Origin of the sequence: Pararhodonellum marinum, from assembly GCF_015354735.1 — a bacterium.
In the GTDB taxonomy this organism is placed as follows: domain Bacteria; phylum Bacteroidota; class Bacteroidia; order Cytophagales; family Cyclobacteriaceae; genus Pararhodonellum; species Pararhodonellum marinum.
On sequence record NZ_JACEFJ010000004.1, the window covers coordinates 124024 to 142397 of the forward strand.

At 41.1% G+C, this 18374-nt stretch carries 17 protein-coding genes; 8 read left to right on the forward strand and 9 right to left on the reverse strand.

Annotated features, from left to right (window positions below):
* Window positions 1-67 precede the first annotated feature (67 nt).
* A complete protein-coding gene (gcvP, locus tag H1A14_RS09845) occupies window positions 68-2965 on the forward strand; it encodes an aminomethyl-transferring glycine dehydrogenase (protein WP_194776085.1) in 2898 nt (965 codons plus the stop codon).
* Window positions 2966-3075: 110 nt separating this feature from the next.
* On the opposite strand, the gene H1A14_RS09850 is transcribed toward gcvP, so the two are convergent.
* From H1A14_RS09850 to H1A14_RS09865, 4 genes are all read right to left on the reverse strand, one after another.
* Window positions 3076-4512, reverse strand: coding sequence for a M20/M25/M40 family metallo-hydrolase (locus H1A14_RS09850; RefSeq protein ID WP_228527713.1), 1437 nt, complete (start codon window positions 4510-4512; stop codon window positions 3076-3078).
* A 252-nt stretch (window positions 4513-4764) separates the two neighbouring features.
* Window positions 4765-6072 (reverse strand): DUF2254 domain-containing protein, encoded by a 1308-nt coding sequence (locus tag H1A14_RS09855; RefSeq protein WP_194776087.1) that lies wholly within the window; start codon window positions 6070-6072, stop codon window positions 4765-4767.
* A 321-nt stretch (window positions 6073-6393) separates the two neighbouring features.
* A complete protein-coding gene (lipA, locus tag H1A14_RS09860; protein WP_194776088.1) occupies window positions 6394-7272 on the reverse strand; it encodes a lipoyl synthase in 879 nt (292 codons plus the stop codon).
* A gap of 62 nt (window positions 7273-7334) precedes the next feature.
* Complete coding sequence (locus H1A14_RS09865) at window positions 7335-8066, reverse strand: hypothetical protein (protein WP_194776089.1); 732 nt, start codon at window positions 8064-8066, stop codon at window positions 7335-7337.
* Between the two features lie 67 nt (window positions 8067-8133).
* Here H1A14_RS09865 and H1A14_RS09870 point away from each other — a divergent pair, with 67 nt between their 5' ends.
* From H1A14_RS09870 to H1A14_RS09885, 4 genes are all read left to right on the forward strand, one after another.
* The gene (locus H1A14_RS09870; RefSeq protein ID WP_194776090.1) at window positions 8134-8538 is read left to right on the forward strand and encodes an OsmC family protein; all 405 of its coding nucleotides are present in this window, start codon (window positions 8134-8136) and stop codon (window positions 8536-8538) included.
* Between the two features lie 98 nt (window positions 8539-8636).
* Entirely contained in the window at window positions 8637-9185 is a 549-nt protein-coding gene (locus tag H1A14_RS09875) for an RNA polymerase sigma factor (RefSeq protein ID WP_194776091.1), read from the forward strand.
* On the forward strand, window positions 9166-10572 hold the full coding sequence (locus H1A14_RS09880) for an outer membrane beta-barrel protein (RefSeq protein ID WP_194776092.1): 1407 nt from the start codon (window positions 9166-9168) through the stop codon (window positions 10570-10572). The genes H1A14_RS09875 and H1A14_RS09880 overlap by 20 nt, the downstream gene beginning before the upstream one ends.
* Window positions 10573-10652: 80 nt before the next feature.
* Complete coding sequence (locus tag H1A14_RS09885; protein WP_194776093.1) at window positions 10653-11552, forward strand: FKBP-type peptidyl-prolyl cis-trans isomerase; 900 nt, start codon at window positions 10653-10655, stop codon at window positions 11550-11552.
* Between the two features lie 55 nt (window positions 11553-11607).
* Here H1A14_RS09885 and lysM read toward each other — a convergent pair whose 3' ends face one another.
* Complete coding sequence (gene lysM, locus H1A14_RS09890) at window positions 11608-12099, reverse strand: peptidoglycan-binding protein LysM (protein ID WP_194776094.1); 492 nt, start codon at window positions 12097-12099, stop codon at window positions 11608-11610.
* Between the two features lie 214 nt (window positions 12100-12313).
* Between lysM and sdaAA the strand changes: the two genes are divergently transcribed.
* A complete protein-coding gene (gene sdaAA / locus H1A14_RS09895) occupies window positions 12314-13222 on the forward strand; it encodes an L-serine ammonia-lyase, iron-sulfur-dependent, subunit alpha (protein ID WP_194776095.1) in 909 nt (302 codons plus the stop codon).
* Here sdaAA and H1A14_RS09900 read toward each other — a convergent pair.
* From H1A14_RS09900 to H1A14_RS09915, 4 genes are all read right to left on the reverse strand, one after another.
* Window positions 13211-13666 carry a hypothetical protein gene (locus tag H1A14_RS09900; RefSeq protein WP_194776096.1) on the reverse strand — a complete coding sequence of 152 codons (456 nt, stop codon included), beginning with the start codon at window positions 13664-13666 and terminating at the stop codon, window positions 13211-13213. The two genes, sdaAA and H1A14_RS09900, sit on opposite strands and share 12 nt — an antisense overlap.
* Window positions 13666-14595: a calcium/sodium antiporter gene (locus H1A14_RS09905; protein WP_194776097.1), complete on the reverse strand. Its 930-nt coding sequence runs from the start codon at window positions 14593-14595 to the stop codon at window positions 13666-13668. Before H1A14_RS09905 ends, H1A14_RS09900 begins: the two co-directional genes overlap by 1 nt.
* A 5-nt stretch (window positions 14596-14600) precedes the next feature.
* Entirely contained in the window at window positions 14601-15251 is a 651-nt protein-coding gene (upp, locus tag H1A14_RS09910; RefSeq protein WP_194776098.1) for a uracil phosphoribosyltransferase, read from the reverse strand.
* 72 nt (window positions 15252-15323) lie between these two features.
* On the reverse strand, window positions 15324-16607 hold the full coding sequence (locus H1A14_RS09915; protein ID WP_194776099.1) for an OmpA family protein: 1284 nt from the start codon (window positions 16605-16607) through the stop codon (window positions 15324-15326).
* Window positions 16608-16793: 186 nt separating this feature from the next.
* Between H1A14_RS09915 and H1A14_RS09920 the strand changes: the two genes are divergently transcribed.
* A complete protein-coding gene (locus H1A14_RS09920) occupies window positions 16794-17702 on the forward strand; it encodes a M20/M25/M40 family metallo-hydrolase (protein ID WP_194776100.1) in 909 nt (302 codons plus the stop codon).
* 86 nt (window positions 17703-17788) lie between these two features.
* Window positions 17789-18316, forward strand: coding sequence for a hypoxanthine phosphoribosyltransferase (gene hpt / locus H1A14_RS09925; RefSeq protein ID WP_194776101.1), 528 nt, complete (start codon window positions 17789-17791; stop codon window positions 18314-18316).
* Window positions 18317-18374: the final 58 nt, after the last annotated feature.

Genomic DNA, 18374 nt, shown 5'->3' on the forward strand with positions numbered 1-18374 from the left:
TTTATACCTTTGCACTACCAAAAAAAAAGCAGAATATTTTCCCAAATTTGTTCAAGCATAAGAAGACATGAAAATTAATTTGAATCCCTCAGTCACTTTCGAAAACAGACACAACGGCCCTTCTGTTGCTGAAGTCGATGTGATGCTGCAAACCATAGGCGTTGCTTCCTTGGATGATTTGATCAATCAGACGGTTCCCAAAGCCATTCAGAATACGAAACCTTTGCAGTTGCCAGAAGCCAAAAGTGAAGCTACTTTTTTGAAAGAATTCAGGCAGTTGGCCAGAAAAAACAAAATCTTCAAGTCCTTTATTGGATTGGGATACTACGACACCATTGTACCGGGGGTTATTTTGAGGAATATTCTTGAAAATCCAGGGTGGTACACTGCTTATACGCCCTATCAGGCAGAGATAGCCCAGGGGAGACTTGAAGCTTTAATTAATTTTCAAACAGTAGTGATGGAATTGACTGGAATGGAAATGGCCAATGCATCCTTATTGGATGAAAGTACTGCTGCTGCAGAGGCCATGACCATGCTCCATGCTTCCAAACCCAAAGAAAAAAGGAAAGCCAATAAATTTTTTGTGGATGAAAAGGCTTTTCCACAGACAATTGACCTATTGAAAACCAGGTCCATTCCGGTAGGGATTGATTTGGTGGTGGGAAAAATCTCTGAAATTGACTTGACCGACCCAGAGTTATATGGGATTTTGATTCAATATCCCAATTCGGATGGTGAAGTAAGAAATTACAAATCCTTGGTTGATACAGCCAAAGATAACCAAATTCTGACCGCATTTGCTGCCGATTTGCTGAGTCTTACCTTATTGACACCTCCTGGAGAAATGGGGGCAGATGTGGTAGTAGGCACCACCCAGAGGTTAGGGGTTCCGATGGGTTTCGGAGGCCCACATGCGGCCTATTTTGCTACCAAAGAAGCCTACAAAAGACAAGTTCCCGGACGAATCATCGGTGTTTCGGTAGACAAAGACGGGAACAAAGCCTACAGAATGGCCCTTCAGACCAGAGAGCAACACATCAAGAGGGAGAAGGCTACCTCCAATATTTGTACCGCACAGGTTTTGCTTGCGGTCATGGCAGGCATGTATGCAGTTTACCACGGACCCAAGGGATTGAAGGAAATTGCTTCTAGAATTCACGGCTTGGCACAATTAACAGCAAAGTCACTTGAACTGCTTGGATTCAAGCAAATGAATACCGATTATTTTGATACCATAAAAATTGCAGTTGACCCGGTACAACAATCGAAAATCCAAGCTTTCGCCGTTTCTGAGGAAATGAATTTCCGGTATGATGATGGCGCTGTTCTGCTTTCTTTTGATGAGCCCAAAACCATTGAAGATGTTAAGTCTGTAGTAAGGATTTTTGCAAAAGCCACGCTGAATCAATCTGTCGTGGTGGATGATTTCGTTGGAGATTTGTATTTCGGTCCTTCGAAAGGACTGGGAAGGACCACCTCCTTTTTGGAACATCCTGTTTTCAACGTTTATCATTCGGAGCATGAGATGCTTCGATACATCAAAAGATTGGAAAACAAAGACCTTTCCTTGGTCCATTCCATGATTTCATTGGGTTCATGCACCATGAAATTGAATGCTACTACTGAGATGATACCGGTAACATGGCCTGAATTTGGGCAATTGCACCCTTTTATTCCCCAAGACCAAGCGGCCGGTTATTATGAGCTTTTTCAGAATCTAAGAAATTGGCTGAGCGAAATCACAGGATTTGCCGACACCTCTCTGCAGCCCAATTCCGGCGCACAGGGTGAATATGCTGGCTTAATGGTCATCAGGGCCTACCACCTAAGCAGAGGGGACAGCCATAGAAATGTGGCCTTGATCCCTTCATCTGCCCACGGTACAAATCCTGCCTCCGCAGTAATGGCAGGAATGAATGTAGTGATTGTCAAATGTGATGAAAAAGGAAACATTGACCTTGAAGACTTAAAGCAGAAAGCAGCCCAACATAAAGACGATTTAGCGGCTTTGATGGTCACTTATCCATCGACTCACGGCGTATTTGAGGCTTCAATACAGGAAATCTGTCAAACCATCCATGATTTTGGTGGACAGGTTTACATGGACGGGGCAAATATGAATGCACAGGTAGGGCTAACTTCCCCTGGAAATATCGGAGCGGATGTCTGTCACCTCAATCTTCATAAAACATTCTGCATTCCGCATGGTGGAGGAGGTCCAGGAATGGGACCCATATGTGTGGCTTCCCATTTGGTACCTTTCCTTCCGGGAAATCCTATGGTCAAAACGGGCGGAACCCATGCCATAACTTCTATTTCTGCGGCTCCTTTTGGAAGTGCGAGCATTCTTCCTATTTCCTATGCTTACATTGCCTTGATGGGTGGTGAAGGTTTAACCAATGCCACCAAGCTCGCTATCTTGAATGCCAATTATATCAAGGCCAAGCTGGAAGCCCATTATCCTATTTTATATGTTGGGACAAGTGGGAGAGCCGCACACGAAATGATCCTTGATTGCCGTGCATTCAAAGAAGTAGGCATAGAAGTAGAGGATATTGCCAAGCGTTTGATGGATTATGGCTATCATGCTCCGACGGTTTCCTTTCCGGTAGCAGGTACGCTGATGGTGGAACCCACTGAATCCGAAACCTTGGCTGAACTTGATAGATTTTGTGAGGCCATGATCGGTATCAGGGAAGAAATTAGGGAAATTGAGAACGGAAAAGCGAACAGGGATTCCAATGTCCTGAAAAATGCCCCCCACACTGCTAGCCTTGCTCTGGCGGATGACTGGGCTTTTGACTACAGCAGAGAAAAAGCAGTCTATCCTTTACCTTTTGTAAAAGGCAATAAATTCTGGCCAAGCGTAAGAAGAATTGATTCCGCCTATGGAGACAGGAACCTGGTTTGTAGCTGTATTCCTGTAGAGGATTATGAAAAAAATGAGGCTGCAATGGCTTAATTTTCTCTATATTAATTATCAGATAAGGCCCGAATATGTTAAGTATCCGGGCTTTTTTATGGGCTGCCCAGAAAGCGCAATTGGTTTACAGTCCATTTGTAAAATTTGGATCAAAGAGTTTCTGTGAGAATGGCCAAAATGGTTTTGATGCCCTCTTTGAAATTACCGAGACGCAGATTTTCGTTGGGACTGTGTTGGTTGTTATCCGGATTGACCGTAACCACACTTACAGCAGGCAAACCCAGAGCATCTACAAAAGGTGAAATCGGTATTGATCCTCCACCGATCCGGATTTTTATGGGATCCATACCAAAGGCCCGATGGTAGGCTTTGTTCAGCCAGAGACCAGGTTCTGAATCAAAAGAAGTCCTGAATGCTTGATAGGCTATGTTTCCCTGCCACTGTATTAACTTCGGATGAGTAAGTCTTTCTTTCCTAGTTGGTGCACTATCCAACAAAAAGTATCCTTGGGAGGAAATATGCTCTCTGATCAGTTGGAACAAGCGTTCTGGATCACTTTCTGGAACCAACCTAACATCAATTTCGGCTATGGCTTCAGCAGGTACTATGGTCCTGGCTTCTTTTCCTACCCATCCCGATGCCATCCCACGGATATTTAAAGACGGGTACTGGATGGACTCCTGGTAGGATATGCCGACACGGTCAGGTTCAGCTATGCCCAGCTTCCTATTGATTTCTGATTCATCATCTGGTACAGATTTTAAGATTTCCTGTTCCTTTTTAGTCAAGCTTATGCCATCATAAAATCCTGGAATGATGACTCTTCCGGTTTCGTCTTTCATGGAGCCGAGAAGTTGAGCCAACCTCAAAGCTGGATTGGGTGCATAATTTCCGTAGTGGCCACTGTGCTGAGGAACTGCAGGCCCATAAGTAGTTAGCGTAATTTCAGCTATTCCTCTGGCACCAAATGTAAGGGTGGGCTGATTGCTGACGTGGCGAGGCCCATCCATAATCAACATCATGTCGGCAGCGAGAAGCTTCCGGTGATCAAAGACAGCCTCAGGTAAATTTGGAGATCCAATTTCCTCTTCAAAATCCAAAATGATTTTTAGGTTATAGTTTGGCCATTGTTCTGAAGCTCGAAGGGCATCCCATGCGGTAAGAAACATAGCCAGAGGTCCCTTGTCATCAGACACCGAGCGGCCAAATATTCTCCATTCCGGATTATAGGCAAGTTGTAGGGTATCCATGGGGATTTCCAGCCAACCGTCTCCTTTATTCATTTTTAGGACTGCCTCATAAGGATTTTCCTGATTCCATAACCTATGATCTACAGGTTGTCCATCTATGTGAAAATAGAACAATACCGTTTTAATGGCATCTGCAACAGGACGCTCGGCCAGAAGAATGGGGAATCCTTTGGTAGCAAGTTTTTGCGTTTGCCATCCACGGTCCTTGAAAGCTTCCTCACACCATTTTAAATTTGGCCACAATTGATCCTGATCCTGAGCATCATTGGGTATAGAAACCAGGTCATTTAAAATTTCTATCCCACTGAGAAAATAAGTATCAGTGAGTTCCTCCAAGTTTTTTTTTGTTTCTACTTGAGCCTGTACCATGAGGCAGCATTGACCTAGCCAAAGAACAAGGAAAAGTGTTGATTTAATTGGGGAAAAGCCAAGAGAATATATATTAAATTGTGTCTTCAATGTTTGATTGGTTGTGTTAAGTGAAAAGGATGTAGACTTTTTCTCTTGTTTTCAGGCATTTTTTTAAAGCTTGGGTCTTAAAGGAAATAAAGATTTTTTTATCTTGGTTAAACTCAGCAAAAACAGAGTTCAAATCAGCTTTTTATATCTTTTAAGTAGATCTTCAATGTCATTGTTTTCATTAAATGAATTCTTTGCCAAGTCCGCAACCATCTTGGCATGCTTTCGGATGATTTTTTTTTGTTCTTCATTTTTGGCGAATCCATCTAAGGTGATAAATCCATCCATCATCCTGATCAAAACCGAAGGGACTTGGGCAGAGAATTGGCGGATTTGATTGAAAGAGGCATTTACCATCCCTTCAAAAGTAAGGCAGTCAGTGATGACCCGGATTTGACCATTCTTGTCCCTTCGATAAGAAGAGGGGAACTTAACCTTGGATAGGTAGCAAAGAGAAGAGGTAAGGTTGTCCACGCAGGTCATAGCAGTGTAAGGATCATTAATCCCTGGAGAAAGTGCCCGGGTAGCAACTTCTACCATTTGGTCAATGGAAAACTCCGCATCCTGTTGGTGGGTTCTGGTCTTGCCAATGACCAGACTTTTACGAATGAACTCGAGATCTTTCTTATCCAACTTTCCTTTGCTATGTATTTCTCCGATTTTTTGCTCCTTAACCAAATATTTTCCAGGCCGGAAGTAGAGGCTGAGAAATTGATTTTTTTCTAACAATTCCTTGATAAGACCTTCGCTGTCAACATACTGAAGATAGCCGCTATCCGGAGATAATATCTCCTCACTATGTGTAAGGGTCATTTCACGAACGATTTCCTCTTGGCTCCAAACTTTTGCATCCCCTCTGTCCTCTCCCATATCCTCCGGAAAAAGACTTTTGATATTGGAGGAAATCGTCTTAAAAAGGTCGGCGATAATTCTATCCACCTGAATGCTTACCGAAACATGGTGAATAAAAATGATCAAAAGTAGGATGTTTCCAACGGAAATAACAAGAGAGAATAAGACCGAGAAGGCAGGGATAAACAAAATGTTGTCATTATCTCTGATCACACTCAACACAAGCAATGCGTATAGAAAAGTAGCCACATAGGTGCCTAATACAACCTGATTGATCCTATCATACATGAATCTTTTGACCAGTCTCGAACCAAACTGATTAGATGCGATCGTCAAGGCTACTAAGGTGATGGAAAATACTGTACCAGCTACAGTAATCATGGCTGCGGCAATGGTGGAGAGTATGGTTCGTGCGGAGTCTGCACTTTTGACGAGTATAACTTGGTTCCATTTGTCAGGTTTTTCAAATTCTGTATCTAAATAAATAAAACCTGAAGCCATCATTATTCCGATCAAAATAATAAGAACCGGGAAAAACCAAAAAGTGGCCTTCAACTCCTCCCAAAAAAACAAGATTTTTTTCATATGGCTTGGTTGGGTTCTGGAAACCAACTCCTCTACTTAATGTTACCTAATTTATAAACCAATTCCAAAAATTAAGGGGCAAAGAAACCTGATATTTGAATTGTGGTTTTTATACTTTCAAGATTCAGTCAAGGAGGTGTAAAATTCTTCAACAAAATTTAGCTGGATTACTAAAAACCTCCCTCACTCAGACTTAATATTAGTTGGAAATGGAATCTAAGCTACCAATTTGAACCTTCTTTATTGTTGAGGTCCAAAGAAACAAAAAAAGGAAAGGTCCTAAGAGCTTTCCTTTTTGATTTTTATTTCTTTTTGTAAAACTTATACGTTTACATGCCGCTCAGCATGATAAGATGACCTTACCAACGGGCCTGATTCTACATATTTTAGCCCTTTATTCAATCCCTCTTCTCTGTACATGTCAAAAATTTCGGGATGTATGAATTCAGCCACTTCGATGTGCATTTTGGTTGGCTGCAAATACTGACCTAGCGTAAGGATATCACATCCGTGTTCTACCAAATCATCCATGGCTTTAAGCACCTGATCTTTTGTTTCCCCAAGACCTAGCATAATGCCTGTTTTTGTTCTTTTGCCAAATGCTTTCGTCAATTTAATCTGCTCTAGAGACCGAGAGTATTTGGCTTGGGGCCTGACTCGCCTGTAGAGGCTTTCAACTGTCTCCATGTTGTGTGAAACCACTTCTTGTCCTGCACTGATCATTCGATAGAGTGCATCCCAGTTCCCTTTGGTATCAGGAATTAAAGTTTCTATGGTAGTCTGTGGAGAAAGTAATTTTGTTTGAACCACGGTTTGATACCAGATTTCCGCACCGCGGTCCTTGAGTTCATCCCTATTTACTGAAGTGATCACAGCATGTTTCACTCCCATCAATTGGATGGCTTCGGCCACTCTCCTTGGTTCATCGGTATCGTACTCAGGAGGTCGGCCTGTTGCAACTGCACAGAAAGAACAAGATCTAGTGCAAACATTGCCTAATATCATGAATGTGGCAGTGCCAGCTCCCCAACACTCGCCCATATTGGGACAATTGCCACTCTCACAGATGGTGTGCAGTTTATGTTCATCCACAAGTTTGCGGACCTTGGCATATTCTTTTCCTACGGGAAGTTTAACCCTTAACCAATTGGGTTTTTTTCTTTTGGTACTTTCCTCGGATATTACCGGTAATTCTATCATGCTATCAGTTCCTTTCAGCTCTCAAAATTAATTGATTCCACTATCAAAACCCAACAAGGACCTTACTTCCTGAAACCGTAGAAGAAAGTGAAATAAACAGATTGGAACACCTGTCTGTTTTCTACGGTAGGCATCAATGGAATTTCTTTAGTAAAACCCTCCAACAGGTAACCTAGTTCCAAACCTGTCACGTTGGATTTGAAAATACCAAATTCAAAATTGATTGCTGCTTTGGCATGGCCTCCAAAAGCAATCTCAGATCTGGAAAGTCCCTCAAAAATTCTCCCAGGTCCCAGAACATTGAACCTACTTTGGTGTCTTTCTGGATCATACTGTTCTCTGACTGTTTCTACCCGGCTTATGGCATATTCGATGTAATAAGGCGCAATGATTCCCAGGGTCGGACCTATGGCAGAAAGTAATGAAATTTGAACTCCTTGTTGTGGCGCCTTTTTAAACAGGATAACCTCCCTGCCGTAGTGAGGCCTTATGGAATAGAGGTAATTGGATTTGCCAAAAATATAGCTATTCCCCAAGACGGTGTTGTACCGCACCTCTTTGGGATTTTTGACATTGGCCAATTCAAGACCAAAAAACTGAAAGTTGGTATCATCTAATCTAGATCCTATCTTAAAATTAAATGCACCGATCAGTCCCCCATTGGTGTTTTTATTGACTCCAAAAAGTACCTCCCTATCATAATCATAATCCCCCGCATCACTTCTCTGTCCAAATCCAAGGTGGGAAAGTCCTAAAAGCAATAATAGGCAGATATATTTTGTTCCTTTTTTCATGCTCAGCTAGGAATTAAACGCTAATTTTGGCACTAAGTTATCAAACTTAGAATAAATTTAAACGATTATGCCCACTATAAAAAGTTCTTATTCAGGAAACCTAAGGACAGTTGCCGAGCACTTGGCTTCTGGAACAACTTTGATTTCTGATGCCCCTGTAGACAACAATGGAAAGGGGCAGGCTTTTTCCCCGACGGATTTAGTAGCAGCATCACTTGGAAGCTGTATGGCTACCATCATGGGAATTTTGGCGAACCGTGAGGGAAAGGATTTAACTGGGTTGAAATGGGAAATCGTGAAAATCATGCAGGAAAACCCAAGAAAAATCAAAGAAATTGTGGTTGAATTTTACTGGGATCAGCCTTTTGAAGATCTAAATCTGCTTCAAAAGTTGAAAAAGGCAGCCTTAACTTGCCCGGTAGCCTTAAGCCTTGATCCGGGTATTCAGCAAACCGTTCATTTTCATTTTTAAGCCTAAGCCATCATCGCTCAACTTTTTTTTTCTGAAATGTAGCATTTTGTACTTGACTCACGTCATAATAATAGATCGATCAAATAAATCTGCAAAGATTGGAGCATCACCTCATTAAGGAAGCAAAAAAAGGGGACCCAAAGTCCCTTGAAAGGCTTTACAAGCACTTCTATGGCTATGCCATGAGCATTGCATTGAGGTACTCCAATTCCCGCGAGGAGGCCTGCGAAATCGTCAATGACAGCTTTATGAAAGTTTTTGAAAAACTTAATCAAGTGATAGATGAGCAGTCCTTTAAAGGTTGGTTTAGGCGTATTTTGGTCAATACCTCCATTGATTATTATCGGAAAAATGTCCGGTACTATGCTGTCATGGATATTGATAAAGCCGAAAAAGAGCTTTGTGATGCCAATGTCATAGATGAACTTACCAAAGAAGAGATCATGAGAATTCTGAGGGAATTGCCTGAGATACTGAGGATGGTGTTCAACATGTACGAAATTGAAGGGTATAACCACAACGAAATAGGCATGGAACTGGGAATTCCTTCCAGTACCTCAAGGACCTATCTGGCCAGGGCTAAGCAAAAGTTAAGGCAAAGAATAACAGCGATGAATCAAGAAAAAAATGAAGGAGCAATTCGATAAAAAGCTGGTAGAAAAGATAAAGGCCTCCTTTGAACAACATCAGGAGCCTTATAACCCTCGAGAGTGGGATAAATTTTCCAAGGCTTATTTTAAACCCAAAAGGAAACCAATCTGGGTATACTGGCCTGTTTGGGTTTCTGGCATTGCGGCCAGTTTATTACTATTATTTGTGTTGTGGCCGGTTTCGGACCAATTGGAGGAGAAAGTCTATTCCTTGGCGGATACCCTTTCTTTAGACAGTAGCAAATTTGAAGTCTTGAGACCTTCTGACGATGCCAGCAGCGCCAAGGGAGATAAATTGTCTGAAGCATTGTCGACTCTTGAAAGAGGTGAACAGATTTCCGAAACCGATTTCCCATGGATCGCTACATTGCCTGATGGGCCTTCTAAACGGGGAGACCTATTCGCTGGAGAAAGTAAATCTATTCACAACCAAATCGGTTCTTCTAAAATTGACACGAATGTGCCTGCTTCCAATTTAGAGCAAACCATGGAAATCCAAGGTTTGGGATTAGAACTTCCGTATCCAGACGTAGTATTGGAAGTCCCTATTTTGAACCTTGGGGCCAGTATTTTGGCTCAGGATGAAACCGATGCCCAAGATTGGATCAATAAGTGGAAAAGTGAGGATGTTTTGTCTGAAAATCAATCTTTAGATAAAAACAACAGTAATCCCATGAGGTTGGGAGTAATGGTTTCACCACAGGCAGCCTCCACTGCCGTGTCGGGAATGAATTTCGGTGCTGGAATTATGTCTGAATTTTCCTTCAGTAGAAGATTGAAACTGGATGTGGGACTTGCCTATGCGAGACAGAATCTGGTAGCCAATGAGTTTACTACTACCGGAAGAAACCTTTCCGTCAATCTTCCTCAAGATCAAATGGTACCTATTGCTGATGCCAATGTTTCTGCCATGGGTTCTTCTGTTTATAGAGCTAACTCTCTTACCAATAACCTGATTAGAGCGGACTATGAATTGTCTTTTGCCAACCTTGATATTCCTGTGAACCTTAAATACAAAGTAGTAGATAAAGCAAACTCAGGCTTGTTTGTGATGACAGGTCTTTCCAGTATGATTTACCTGAACCAATCTACCACGGGTACCTTCAACACCAATGCGTTTGCCCTTTCTTCCCAGGAAGCCTCTTCTGGATTTACCCAAGTTCAACAGTTCTCTGCTGAATTCAGTCCAGTAGGGAACGAGAGCAGCGTTGATCTGGGCAGGATGCTTAATTTATCTATTGGCTACGAATACAGTTTAAAAAACGGGACATTCCTTTCAATCGAACCTTTTTATAAATTACCCATGGGCAACATGACTTTTGCAGAACAACAGTTTTCTATTGGAGGGCTTAACCTACGGATGAATTTCCAACTCAAAAAATAAACCACAATAAATTTACTATGAATCCAATGAATAAGGGGGCAATATTTGCCCTAGTGTTAGCAGTATGTTCATTTTCCTGTATGAATAGTATGGATAATGAGAACAACCAAATCGTAGAAAGAGAAAACCAGCGTTTGAAGGAATACTTGGAAAGCAATAACCTTTCTCCTCAAATAACGGAAGCAGGGTATTATTATACCAAAGATGAAACTTTTCCAGACGCCGACCCTATCATCAACAATTCCAGGGTAGGGATCTATTATGAAATCAAAACCCTCGATGGGAAATTAATTGACAGTCATATGGATGAGTCCAAGGATCCCGTTTTTTTTCTTCACGGGGAGCCTGGAATGGTACCTAGGGTTATCAACTTTGCGGTTGGACTGGCTAAGGAAGGTGAAAGTATTACCGTATATGCACCTTCTCATCTGGGCTACTTTAACTATGGATATCAACAACTGATTTTACCTTACAGCAATCTTATCATTAAACTTAAAGTAGCAGAGGTTTTATCCGAGGAAGAGTGCAAAATCAAAGAGGATGACATGATTCAAGCCTACATATCTGAAAATGAACTCGAGGGGTTTGAAAAGCTATCAGATGGTATTTATCTCAAAATAGTTGAAGAAGGAAATGCGGCTTCTGAGGTCTCCAAAAATGAGTCTTTGGTAGATTTCACTTTTTCCATTTATCATTTTAATGAGGCAAAACCATTTGCAGAGATAAAAACCGGTTCTAGTCCAGCTAGAATTGTCATTGGGGCCACTGGGAATCTTGAGTTCATGAACAAGGGGTTCAAGGGTCTAAAAAAAGGTGCCAAGGTAGAGTTGATCTCTCCCTCTCATCTTAGTTTTGGAAATACCACCCAAGTTATTCCTTTTTCGATCCGGGAAGACCTGTATGCCAAGGGATATATAAACAGCATGGCTAGACCGATGGAGCCAATATTGATGAAAGCCCATATAACTGAAGTGAAATAAAAAAAACACCTCCAAGATTGATTCTACTTGGAGGTGTTTTTTTTTAAATTTAATGTCAAGCTTGAGGCGGAATTCTTAAAGTTTGCCCCACATAGATTTTGTCAGGGTCGGCCAGCATGGGTTTATTGGCTTCGAAGATCACTGGATACTTCATGGCATCTCCATAATATTTTTTGGCAATTTTGCCTAAGGTATCGCCGCTCTCAACAGTGTAAAATTCAGCTTCGGGTTCCTGCACAGCCACATATAAATGATCATCAACGGTGGCAATTCCTACATTATTTCCTACTGCTAAAACAACTTTTTCCTTAGTGGATTGATCAGGAACAGTACCGGAAATGGTAGCTGTACCATCTTTTACTTTCAAGTTAAAATTATCCACTTTAAGACCCAAGGCCATAACATCCCTCGAGATTTCAGCGGCAATTCTTCCATTGGCTGCGATAATATCTGCTTCATTTTTAGCAGCAGCTAAAGCTTTTTCCGCTTCAAGCTGTGCTGGGGTAGGTTTTTTGCCTTTGCCCTTTAGAAAACTAAATAGACCCATAGTATTGATTTTAAAATTTACATTAAATAATGTAATTAAAATACATAAAAATGCATAAAAATACTAGTTAAGACTTAAAATTAACCAAATTTTAATGTTTAGAAAACAACTATCTATACCTATCATTTTTTTTGATCCAGAATGTATTTTCACCAAAAGTTTTTATTGTCGATTTCTATTTAGAACTTTATTGATACACAAACCCAAATGTAATATGAGTTTTTTATTTGAATCCTTTGAAGGATGGAAAGCTTACTGTAAAAAACACGAGATGACATTGATAGCCTCGGTTTTGGAATATGAACTAAATCAAAAAGGAAGACAAGAACCAGAAATTTGGGAGGGACTTGGCAAAGCTTACCAAGTCATGAAAGAAGCTGTGGATACCGGTCTGAGAGAAGATATGGTTTCTAAATCAGGCATGATCAACAATGGAGCGAAAAAGGTATTTCAACACCCTTTGGCTGTGCTTTCACCCGAATTTCAAAAGTTGATATCCAGGGCTTTGGCAGCAAAAGAAGTCAATTCTTGCATGGGAAGGGTAGTAGCGGCACCTACAGCCGGAGCATCAGGCATCCTTCCAGGCACTTTGTACACCCTTCAGGAAATCCATGATTTACCCGATCAGAAAATTTTGGAGGGCTTGCTAATCGGAGCGGGGATTGCCTTGATCATAGAACAAAAGGCCAGTTTGGCAGGGGCTGTGGGAGGTTGTCAAGCTGAAACTGGTTCTGCGGCTGCCATGGCTGCCGGAGCAATCGTTTATTGCCTGGAAGGAAGCACTGATCAGATTTTCAATGCAGTGGCCATAACCATTCAATGCATGCTTGGGCTTATCTGTGACCCAGTTGCGGGGTTGGTGGAAATTCCGTGTGTGGTAAGAAACGCCAGTGCAGCTGCCATTGCCAATTCATCAGCCCAAATTGCTTTGGCTGATGTCAGCGCGGTGATACCTGTGGATGAATGCATAGAAGCCATGGGAGAAATTGGCTCCAGTATGGAAAGTAAATACAAGGAAACAGCAATGGGAGGTCTTGCGGCTACACTCACGGGTCAACAGATATCTAAAAAGGTCTTGATTCAAGACATAGAAATCCTACCTGATGAAGAACTACCGCAGTAAGTAATTGAAAAACGGTATTTTTAAAATCTCAGTGATGCTTAGTCCCAATACCATTGACCAAAATAACCCACTCGCAAACATGTAGCTGAATATTTTGGTTTTTTTTACCCCAAAACTGGTCAATACGATCGTCCCTCCAATAGGAGTGAGTAAGAGTGGTGTAAGCACGGCCACGCCACCTGCTCCAAATTTTTGCCATATCCTGATGATTCTCCTGGTTTTTGGACTAAAAGTCTTTCTTTTTTTAGTGACCCGGATGTTCCATTCGCTCCTTATCCAATCTCCTAGATAAGTAAATATCAAAACGCTGCTCATCATTCCGCTCACGGTGACCAAGACAATTTCCCAAATACTATAGCCTAATGCCGATCCAAGTACCGGTCCGGCAATGAATTTAAACAAACAGGCAAAGTAAATTCCTAGAAATTTGATCAGGTATTCCATTACAGTAGAAAATATAGGTACAATCCATATCCAACCAAAAGTAATCCCCCTTCCAATCTGCTGATCTTCAACCCTGTCAGCATGATTGGAAATAAGATGATGGTGAATCCAATCATCCATAAAAAATCTGTTTGAAGAAACAGGTCAGATACCTCAATCGGCTTTACTATGGCCGTGATTCCGATAATCGATAGTACATTCATCAAATTGCTTCCGAGAATATTTCCCAAGGCTAAATCTGTTTCTTTCTTTAATGCTGCCAATACAGATGTGGCCAACTCAGGAAGGCTAGTACCTATGGCTATAATAGTCACACCGATAACCCTTTCGCTAATACCATAAATTTGGGCAATTTCCACAGCACTTTCAACAGCTAAATCCGAACCAAAATACAAGCCTACTATACCGATGAGAACAAGAATTATTGCTTTGGCCAAGGGTGCTTTTTTTAGTTTTTCTGCATCCTCAGGGGACAATTCAGGATCGGTATTTTTTATTTTTTTGAAGAAATATAGATTAACCAAGACGAATAAAATGACTAAAACAATTCCTTCAATCAAAGAGATGATTCCATTGTAGGCAAGGCCATAAAACAGCAAAGTAGTTAGTAAAGTAAAGGTGTAATCCAGTTTTATGACGGTTTTGGGAAATACTATCGGGAAGAGTAAAGCACTGATACCTAATACCAAAGTGATATTCGAAATGTTGGAACCAATGACATTTCCAATGGCAATATCACTTGTTCCCTTAAGTGCAGCAGTTACGCTGACCAAAAGCTCTGGGGCGGAAGTACCAAAAGCAACTACAGTTAAACCAATCAAACCTGCGCTCAAGCCCAGTTTAGCTGCAATGCTCGAAGCCCCATCCACTAGGAATTTGGCTGATACAAGCAGTAATGCCAAACCTAAAAACAGATAAAAATATACCATATTGATTAAAGTTTAGGACCAAAGGCCAAGTCTCCGGCATCCCCCAAACCAGGTACTATATAGGCTTTTTGGTTGAGGCCTGTATCAAGCGCCCCGATCCAAAATTCATGAGGTAAATCTAGGTTGTCTTTGATGAATTTAATGCCTTCAGGCGCTGCAATGATTGCCATGATGTGGATCTTTTTGGGCCTTCCATGAGTAATCAATTGATCAATGCTTTTCATAAAGGATTTTCCTGTAGCCAACATCGGATCCACCAAGATCAACTCTCTACCCTCAATGGAAGGAGCGGCCAGGTAATTTAGTGCAATTTCAACTTCAGGGTTGTCATCCTGATGGGTCTTTCGAAACGCGCCAATGAAACCGGCATCTGCTTTGTCAAAAAAGTCCAATACGCCACTAAAAAAAGGCATGGCAGCTCTTAAAACCGAAATGATAACAGGTTGGTGCTGAAGCTTGCCAATGTTCATTCCTTCTAATGGAGTTTCAATGCTAACAGGCTGAAAATCCATGGATTTGGAGGCTTCATAGGCAAGGATCTGTCCCAACCTTTCTAGGTTTTTTCTAAACCTTAGCCTGTCACTTTGGACAGATATGTCACGGATATCTGCAAGAAATTCGTTGGCTATAGAATCATGTTGGTTGAGGATGAACATGGGATCAAAGTTTTTGGACTAAAAAAAGCCCGATCTGGGGAGACCGGGCTTTTAAATATTATTTTGTTTGAATTATTGTACTTCGAAACTGGCTCTTCTGGCAAGTTGTCTTGCGTCAGCAGATTTTTTATCTACACTGGTATCTTCTCCATACCCTTTATAAGAGATTCTGGAAGCATCTATTCCTGAAGCGATCAAAAGATCATATACTGCTTTAGCTCTTCTCTCAGATAACTTCATGTTGTAGTCTTCAGGTCCGATTTCGTCAGCATAACCTTTTACTTCTACATTGACTCCTGGATTTCTTTTTAAGAAATTGGCCACATAGTTTGCAGCAGAGGCAGAGTATCCAAGTGGTTTGGCAGAATCAAATGCGTAGTAAACATTTACATATCCGTCATTGATAGCTTGTTTGAAGTAGTCGATCTCTTTAACTTCTTCTTCGTAAGGACAGCCATCGTTGGCAGCTGGACCAGGCAAGAAAGGACATTTGTCAAGGTGATCAGGAATTCCATCTCCATCAGAATCCAACGTTCTACCTCTAGCATCTACTCTAGCGCCTGCAGGTGTGTTGGGCTCTTGATCCAAATAATCAGGGATACCATCACCGTCAGAATCTTTCAACATGTCCTTGATCTCACCGATCTGCTGAGCAAGTTCATCCTTGGTAGCATACTTAGACTCTCTTAAATACCAGTCGGCATGAGTAACTTTACTTCCTAGGTAGAAATTCAAACCTAGTGTACCAGTCCACCAAACACCGTTGGCACCGTAGTAGCCGTTATCTGTTGCAGGAGTAATCTCAGATGCACCATCGAAGGCAACATCTTGACGACCGTTGATAATTGTACTGACGTCACCTACAAGGGCAACTCTGTTTCCAAGTTTAACTTGTAGCGTTAAACCAGTGATGAAATTGTAATTGTCGTCTCTTTCCTGAAACTGATTTCTTTGCGGAGTGATACTGCCCCAACCCGCACCAAAATGACCCAATACATTGAAGGTCCTGGTGAAGGTTTCCCAACTCATGATCCTGCCCAAATTGGCAACACCCTGAATGTTCAGGCGATTGTAACTGGTTTCAAATTGAGCTGCTTGAGCAGCATCATTAGAACTTCTAAAAGTTCCAAAACCATAATCCAGTTTTAAACCAAATTTTTCGTTGAGCATGTATCTGACACCTAAGTCAGCATGACCAAGTCTGAGACTAGGAGAGAAAAACCCGGGCGTCATGGGAGCCATGGGCTTATTAAAGCCTCCATTTACATCGATGGACCACTTGTTGAAGTCGTCCTGGGCATTGGATAGAAATGCCAATGCACCAACTAATAACGTTGATAGTAATAATTTTTTCATGTGTAAAAAATTTTTTGCCAAAGATTTAAGTTGATTAATTGATAGATTCCTAGTTTTGAATACTACTTGCGTTATGCAAATGTATGTTTTTTATTTAGAAATATAAACATAATTTAAAATGTTTTGCGATTTCACAAAATCTACTAATTTAATTTCGTACTCACAAATCATGCCATTCCTAAACAGATGAAACTACTTAAATGCTTGCTAGAAATTCAAAGTGTTTCCGGAGATGAACATAGAATGTCAAAATTTATACTTGATTTTGTTCAAAAACGAAAAAGTGAATGGAATGTTTTGCCTGAGCTTTATTTTGGTGAAAATTTTCAAGATGCCATTGTGTTGAAATTTGGGCAACCTAGAACGGCAGTATTTGCTCATATGGACACCGTGGGATTTACGGCAAGGTATGCAAATCAACTGCTTCCCATTGGTGGTCCTGAAACTGAAAGTGGCTTTTTCCTGGTTGGTCAAGATGAGTTAGGCCCAATTTCATGTGAATTGAAGGTTGAAAATGACCAGATTTTTCACAATTTCCCCCGTGCTATCCAAAGAGGCACCAATTTGTCTTTCAGGCAAAAAATCCGAATTGAAAATGATTACATTCAAGCGGCCTATCTTGACAACAGGCTTGGTATTTACAATGCTTTGAAACTATGTGAAGTTCTAAAGGATGGGGTAATTGTTTTTTCTACCTATGAAGAACATGGTGGAGGAAGCGTCCCGTTTCTTTGTAAATTTATCTATGAACAATGGAAAATCAAGCAGGCGCTGATTTCTGACATTACTTGGATAACAGAAGGAGTAGAGCACCAAAAAGGAGTTGCCATTTCCATGCGAGACCGCTATATTCCAAGAAAAGCTTTTCTAGAAAAAATACTGAAATTGGCAAAATCAAGTGGAATACCCTATCAATTGGAAGTAGAAGGACACGGAGGTAGTGACGGCCGGGAGATTCAAATGTCACCTTACCCAATGGATTGGTGTTTTATAGGGGCACCGGAAGACCATGTGCACAGTCCTGACGAAAAGGTGTATTGGGAGGATTTGGAAAGTATGATGTCCATGTACCGGTATTTGATGGCTCATTTGTAAGGCAAATGAGCAGGTATTGCTGTATTGATAACTTAATTTCTTATATTTGTACGGCCCTTTGATTAGGGCTTTTTTATTTCCTTTGAATGATCATCATAAAAGACAAACAATTCGTCCCTTACCTTTCTGCCAAAGCCCTCGATAAGAGGATCAAGCAGCTCGGGAAGCAAATTTCTGAGGATTATAAGGGGAGACGCCCAATTTTGATCGGAATCCTGAACGGGTCATTCATGTTTTGTTCTGACCTTGTAAAGGAAATTGATTTGAATACCATAATTTCCTTCGTTAAATTTTCATCTTATCAATCTACAGCTTCCAGTGGAACAGTCAAGGACTTGATTGGATTGGAATACCCAATTATCGGTGAGGACATTATCCTGATAGAGGATATCATTGACACCGGGCTTACCATGCAGCACATGTTGAAAGTGGTGAAAGAAAAAAAACCCAAGTCTATAGCCATTGCAAGTCTTTTGCTGAAACCTGAAGCATTGAGAATTCCCGTGGAAATCAAATATTTGGGTTTTGAAATTCCCAATAAATTTGTGGTAGGGTATGGCTTGGATTATGATGGCTTAGGGAGAAATCTCAAAGAGATCTATCAATTGAAATAGCTTAAAAAGCATAACATTTATTTTAAATAGGCAATAAACTCAACTAAATTCAAAAAGA

Coding starts and splice junctions, on each gene's coding strand:
- gcvP (WP_194776085.1), top strand. CDS start 68: ATGAAAATTAATTTGAATCCCTCAGTCACTTTCGAAAACAGACACAAC.
- H1A14_RS09855 (WP_194776087.1), bottom strand. CDS start 6,072: ATGAAAAAAATCTTGTTTTTTTGGGAGGAGTTGAAGGCCACTTTTTGG.
- lipA (WP_194776088.1), bottom strand. CDS start 7,272: ATGATAGAATTACCGGTAATATCCGAGGAAAGTACCAAAAGAAAAAAA.
- H1A14_RS09865 (WP_194776089.1), bottom strand. CDS start 8,066: ATGAAAAAAGGAACAAAATATATCTGCCTATTATTGCTTTTAGGACTT.
- H1A14_RS09870 (WP_194776090.1), top strand. CDS start 8,134: ATGCCCACTATAAAAAGTTCTTATTCAGGAAACCTAAGGACAGTTGCC.
- H1A14_RS09880 (WP_194776092.1), top strand. CDS start 9,166: ATGAAGGAGCAATTCGATAAAAAGCTGGTAGAAAAGATAAAGGCCTCC.
- H1A14_RS09885 (WP_194776093.1), top strand. CDS start 10,653: ATGAATAGTATGGATAATGAGAACAACCAAATCGTAGAAAGAGAAAAC.
- lysM (WP_194776094.1), bottom strand. CDS start 12,099: ATGGGTCTATTTAGTTTTCTAAAGGGCAAAGGCAAAAAACCTACCCCA.
- sdaAA (WP_194776095.1), top strand. CDS start 12,314: ATGAGTTTTTTATTTGAATCCTTTGAAGGATGGAAAGCTTACTGTAAA.
- H1A14_RS09900 (WP_194776096.1), bottom strand. CDS start 13,666: ATGGAATACCTGATCAAATTTCTAGGAATTTACTTTGCCTGTTTGTTT.
- H1A14_RS09905 (WP_194776097.1), bottom strand. CDS start 14,595: ATGGTATATTTTTATCTGTTTTTAGGTTTGGCATTACTGCTTGTATCA.
- upp (WP_194776098.1), bottom strand. CDS start 15,251: ATGTTCATCCTCAACCAACATGATTCTATAGCCAACGAATTTCTTGCA.
- H1A14_RS09915 (WP_194776099.1), bottom strand. CDS start 16,607: ATGAAAAAATTATTACTATCAACGTTATTAGTTGGTGCATTGGCATTT.
- H1A14_RS09920 (WP_194776100.1), top strand. CDS start 16,794: ATGAAACTACTTAAATGCTTGCTAGAAATTCAAAGTGTTTCCGGAGAT.
- hpt (WP_194776101.1), top strand. CDS start 17,789: ATGATCATCATAAAAGACAAACAATTCGTCCCTTACCTTTCTGCCAAA.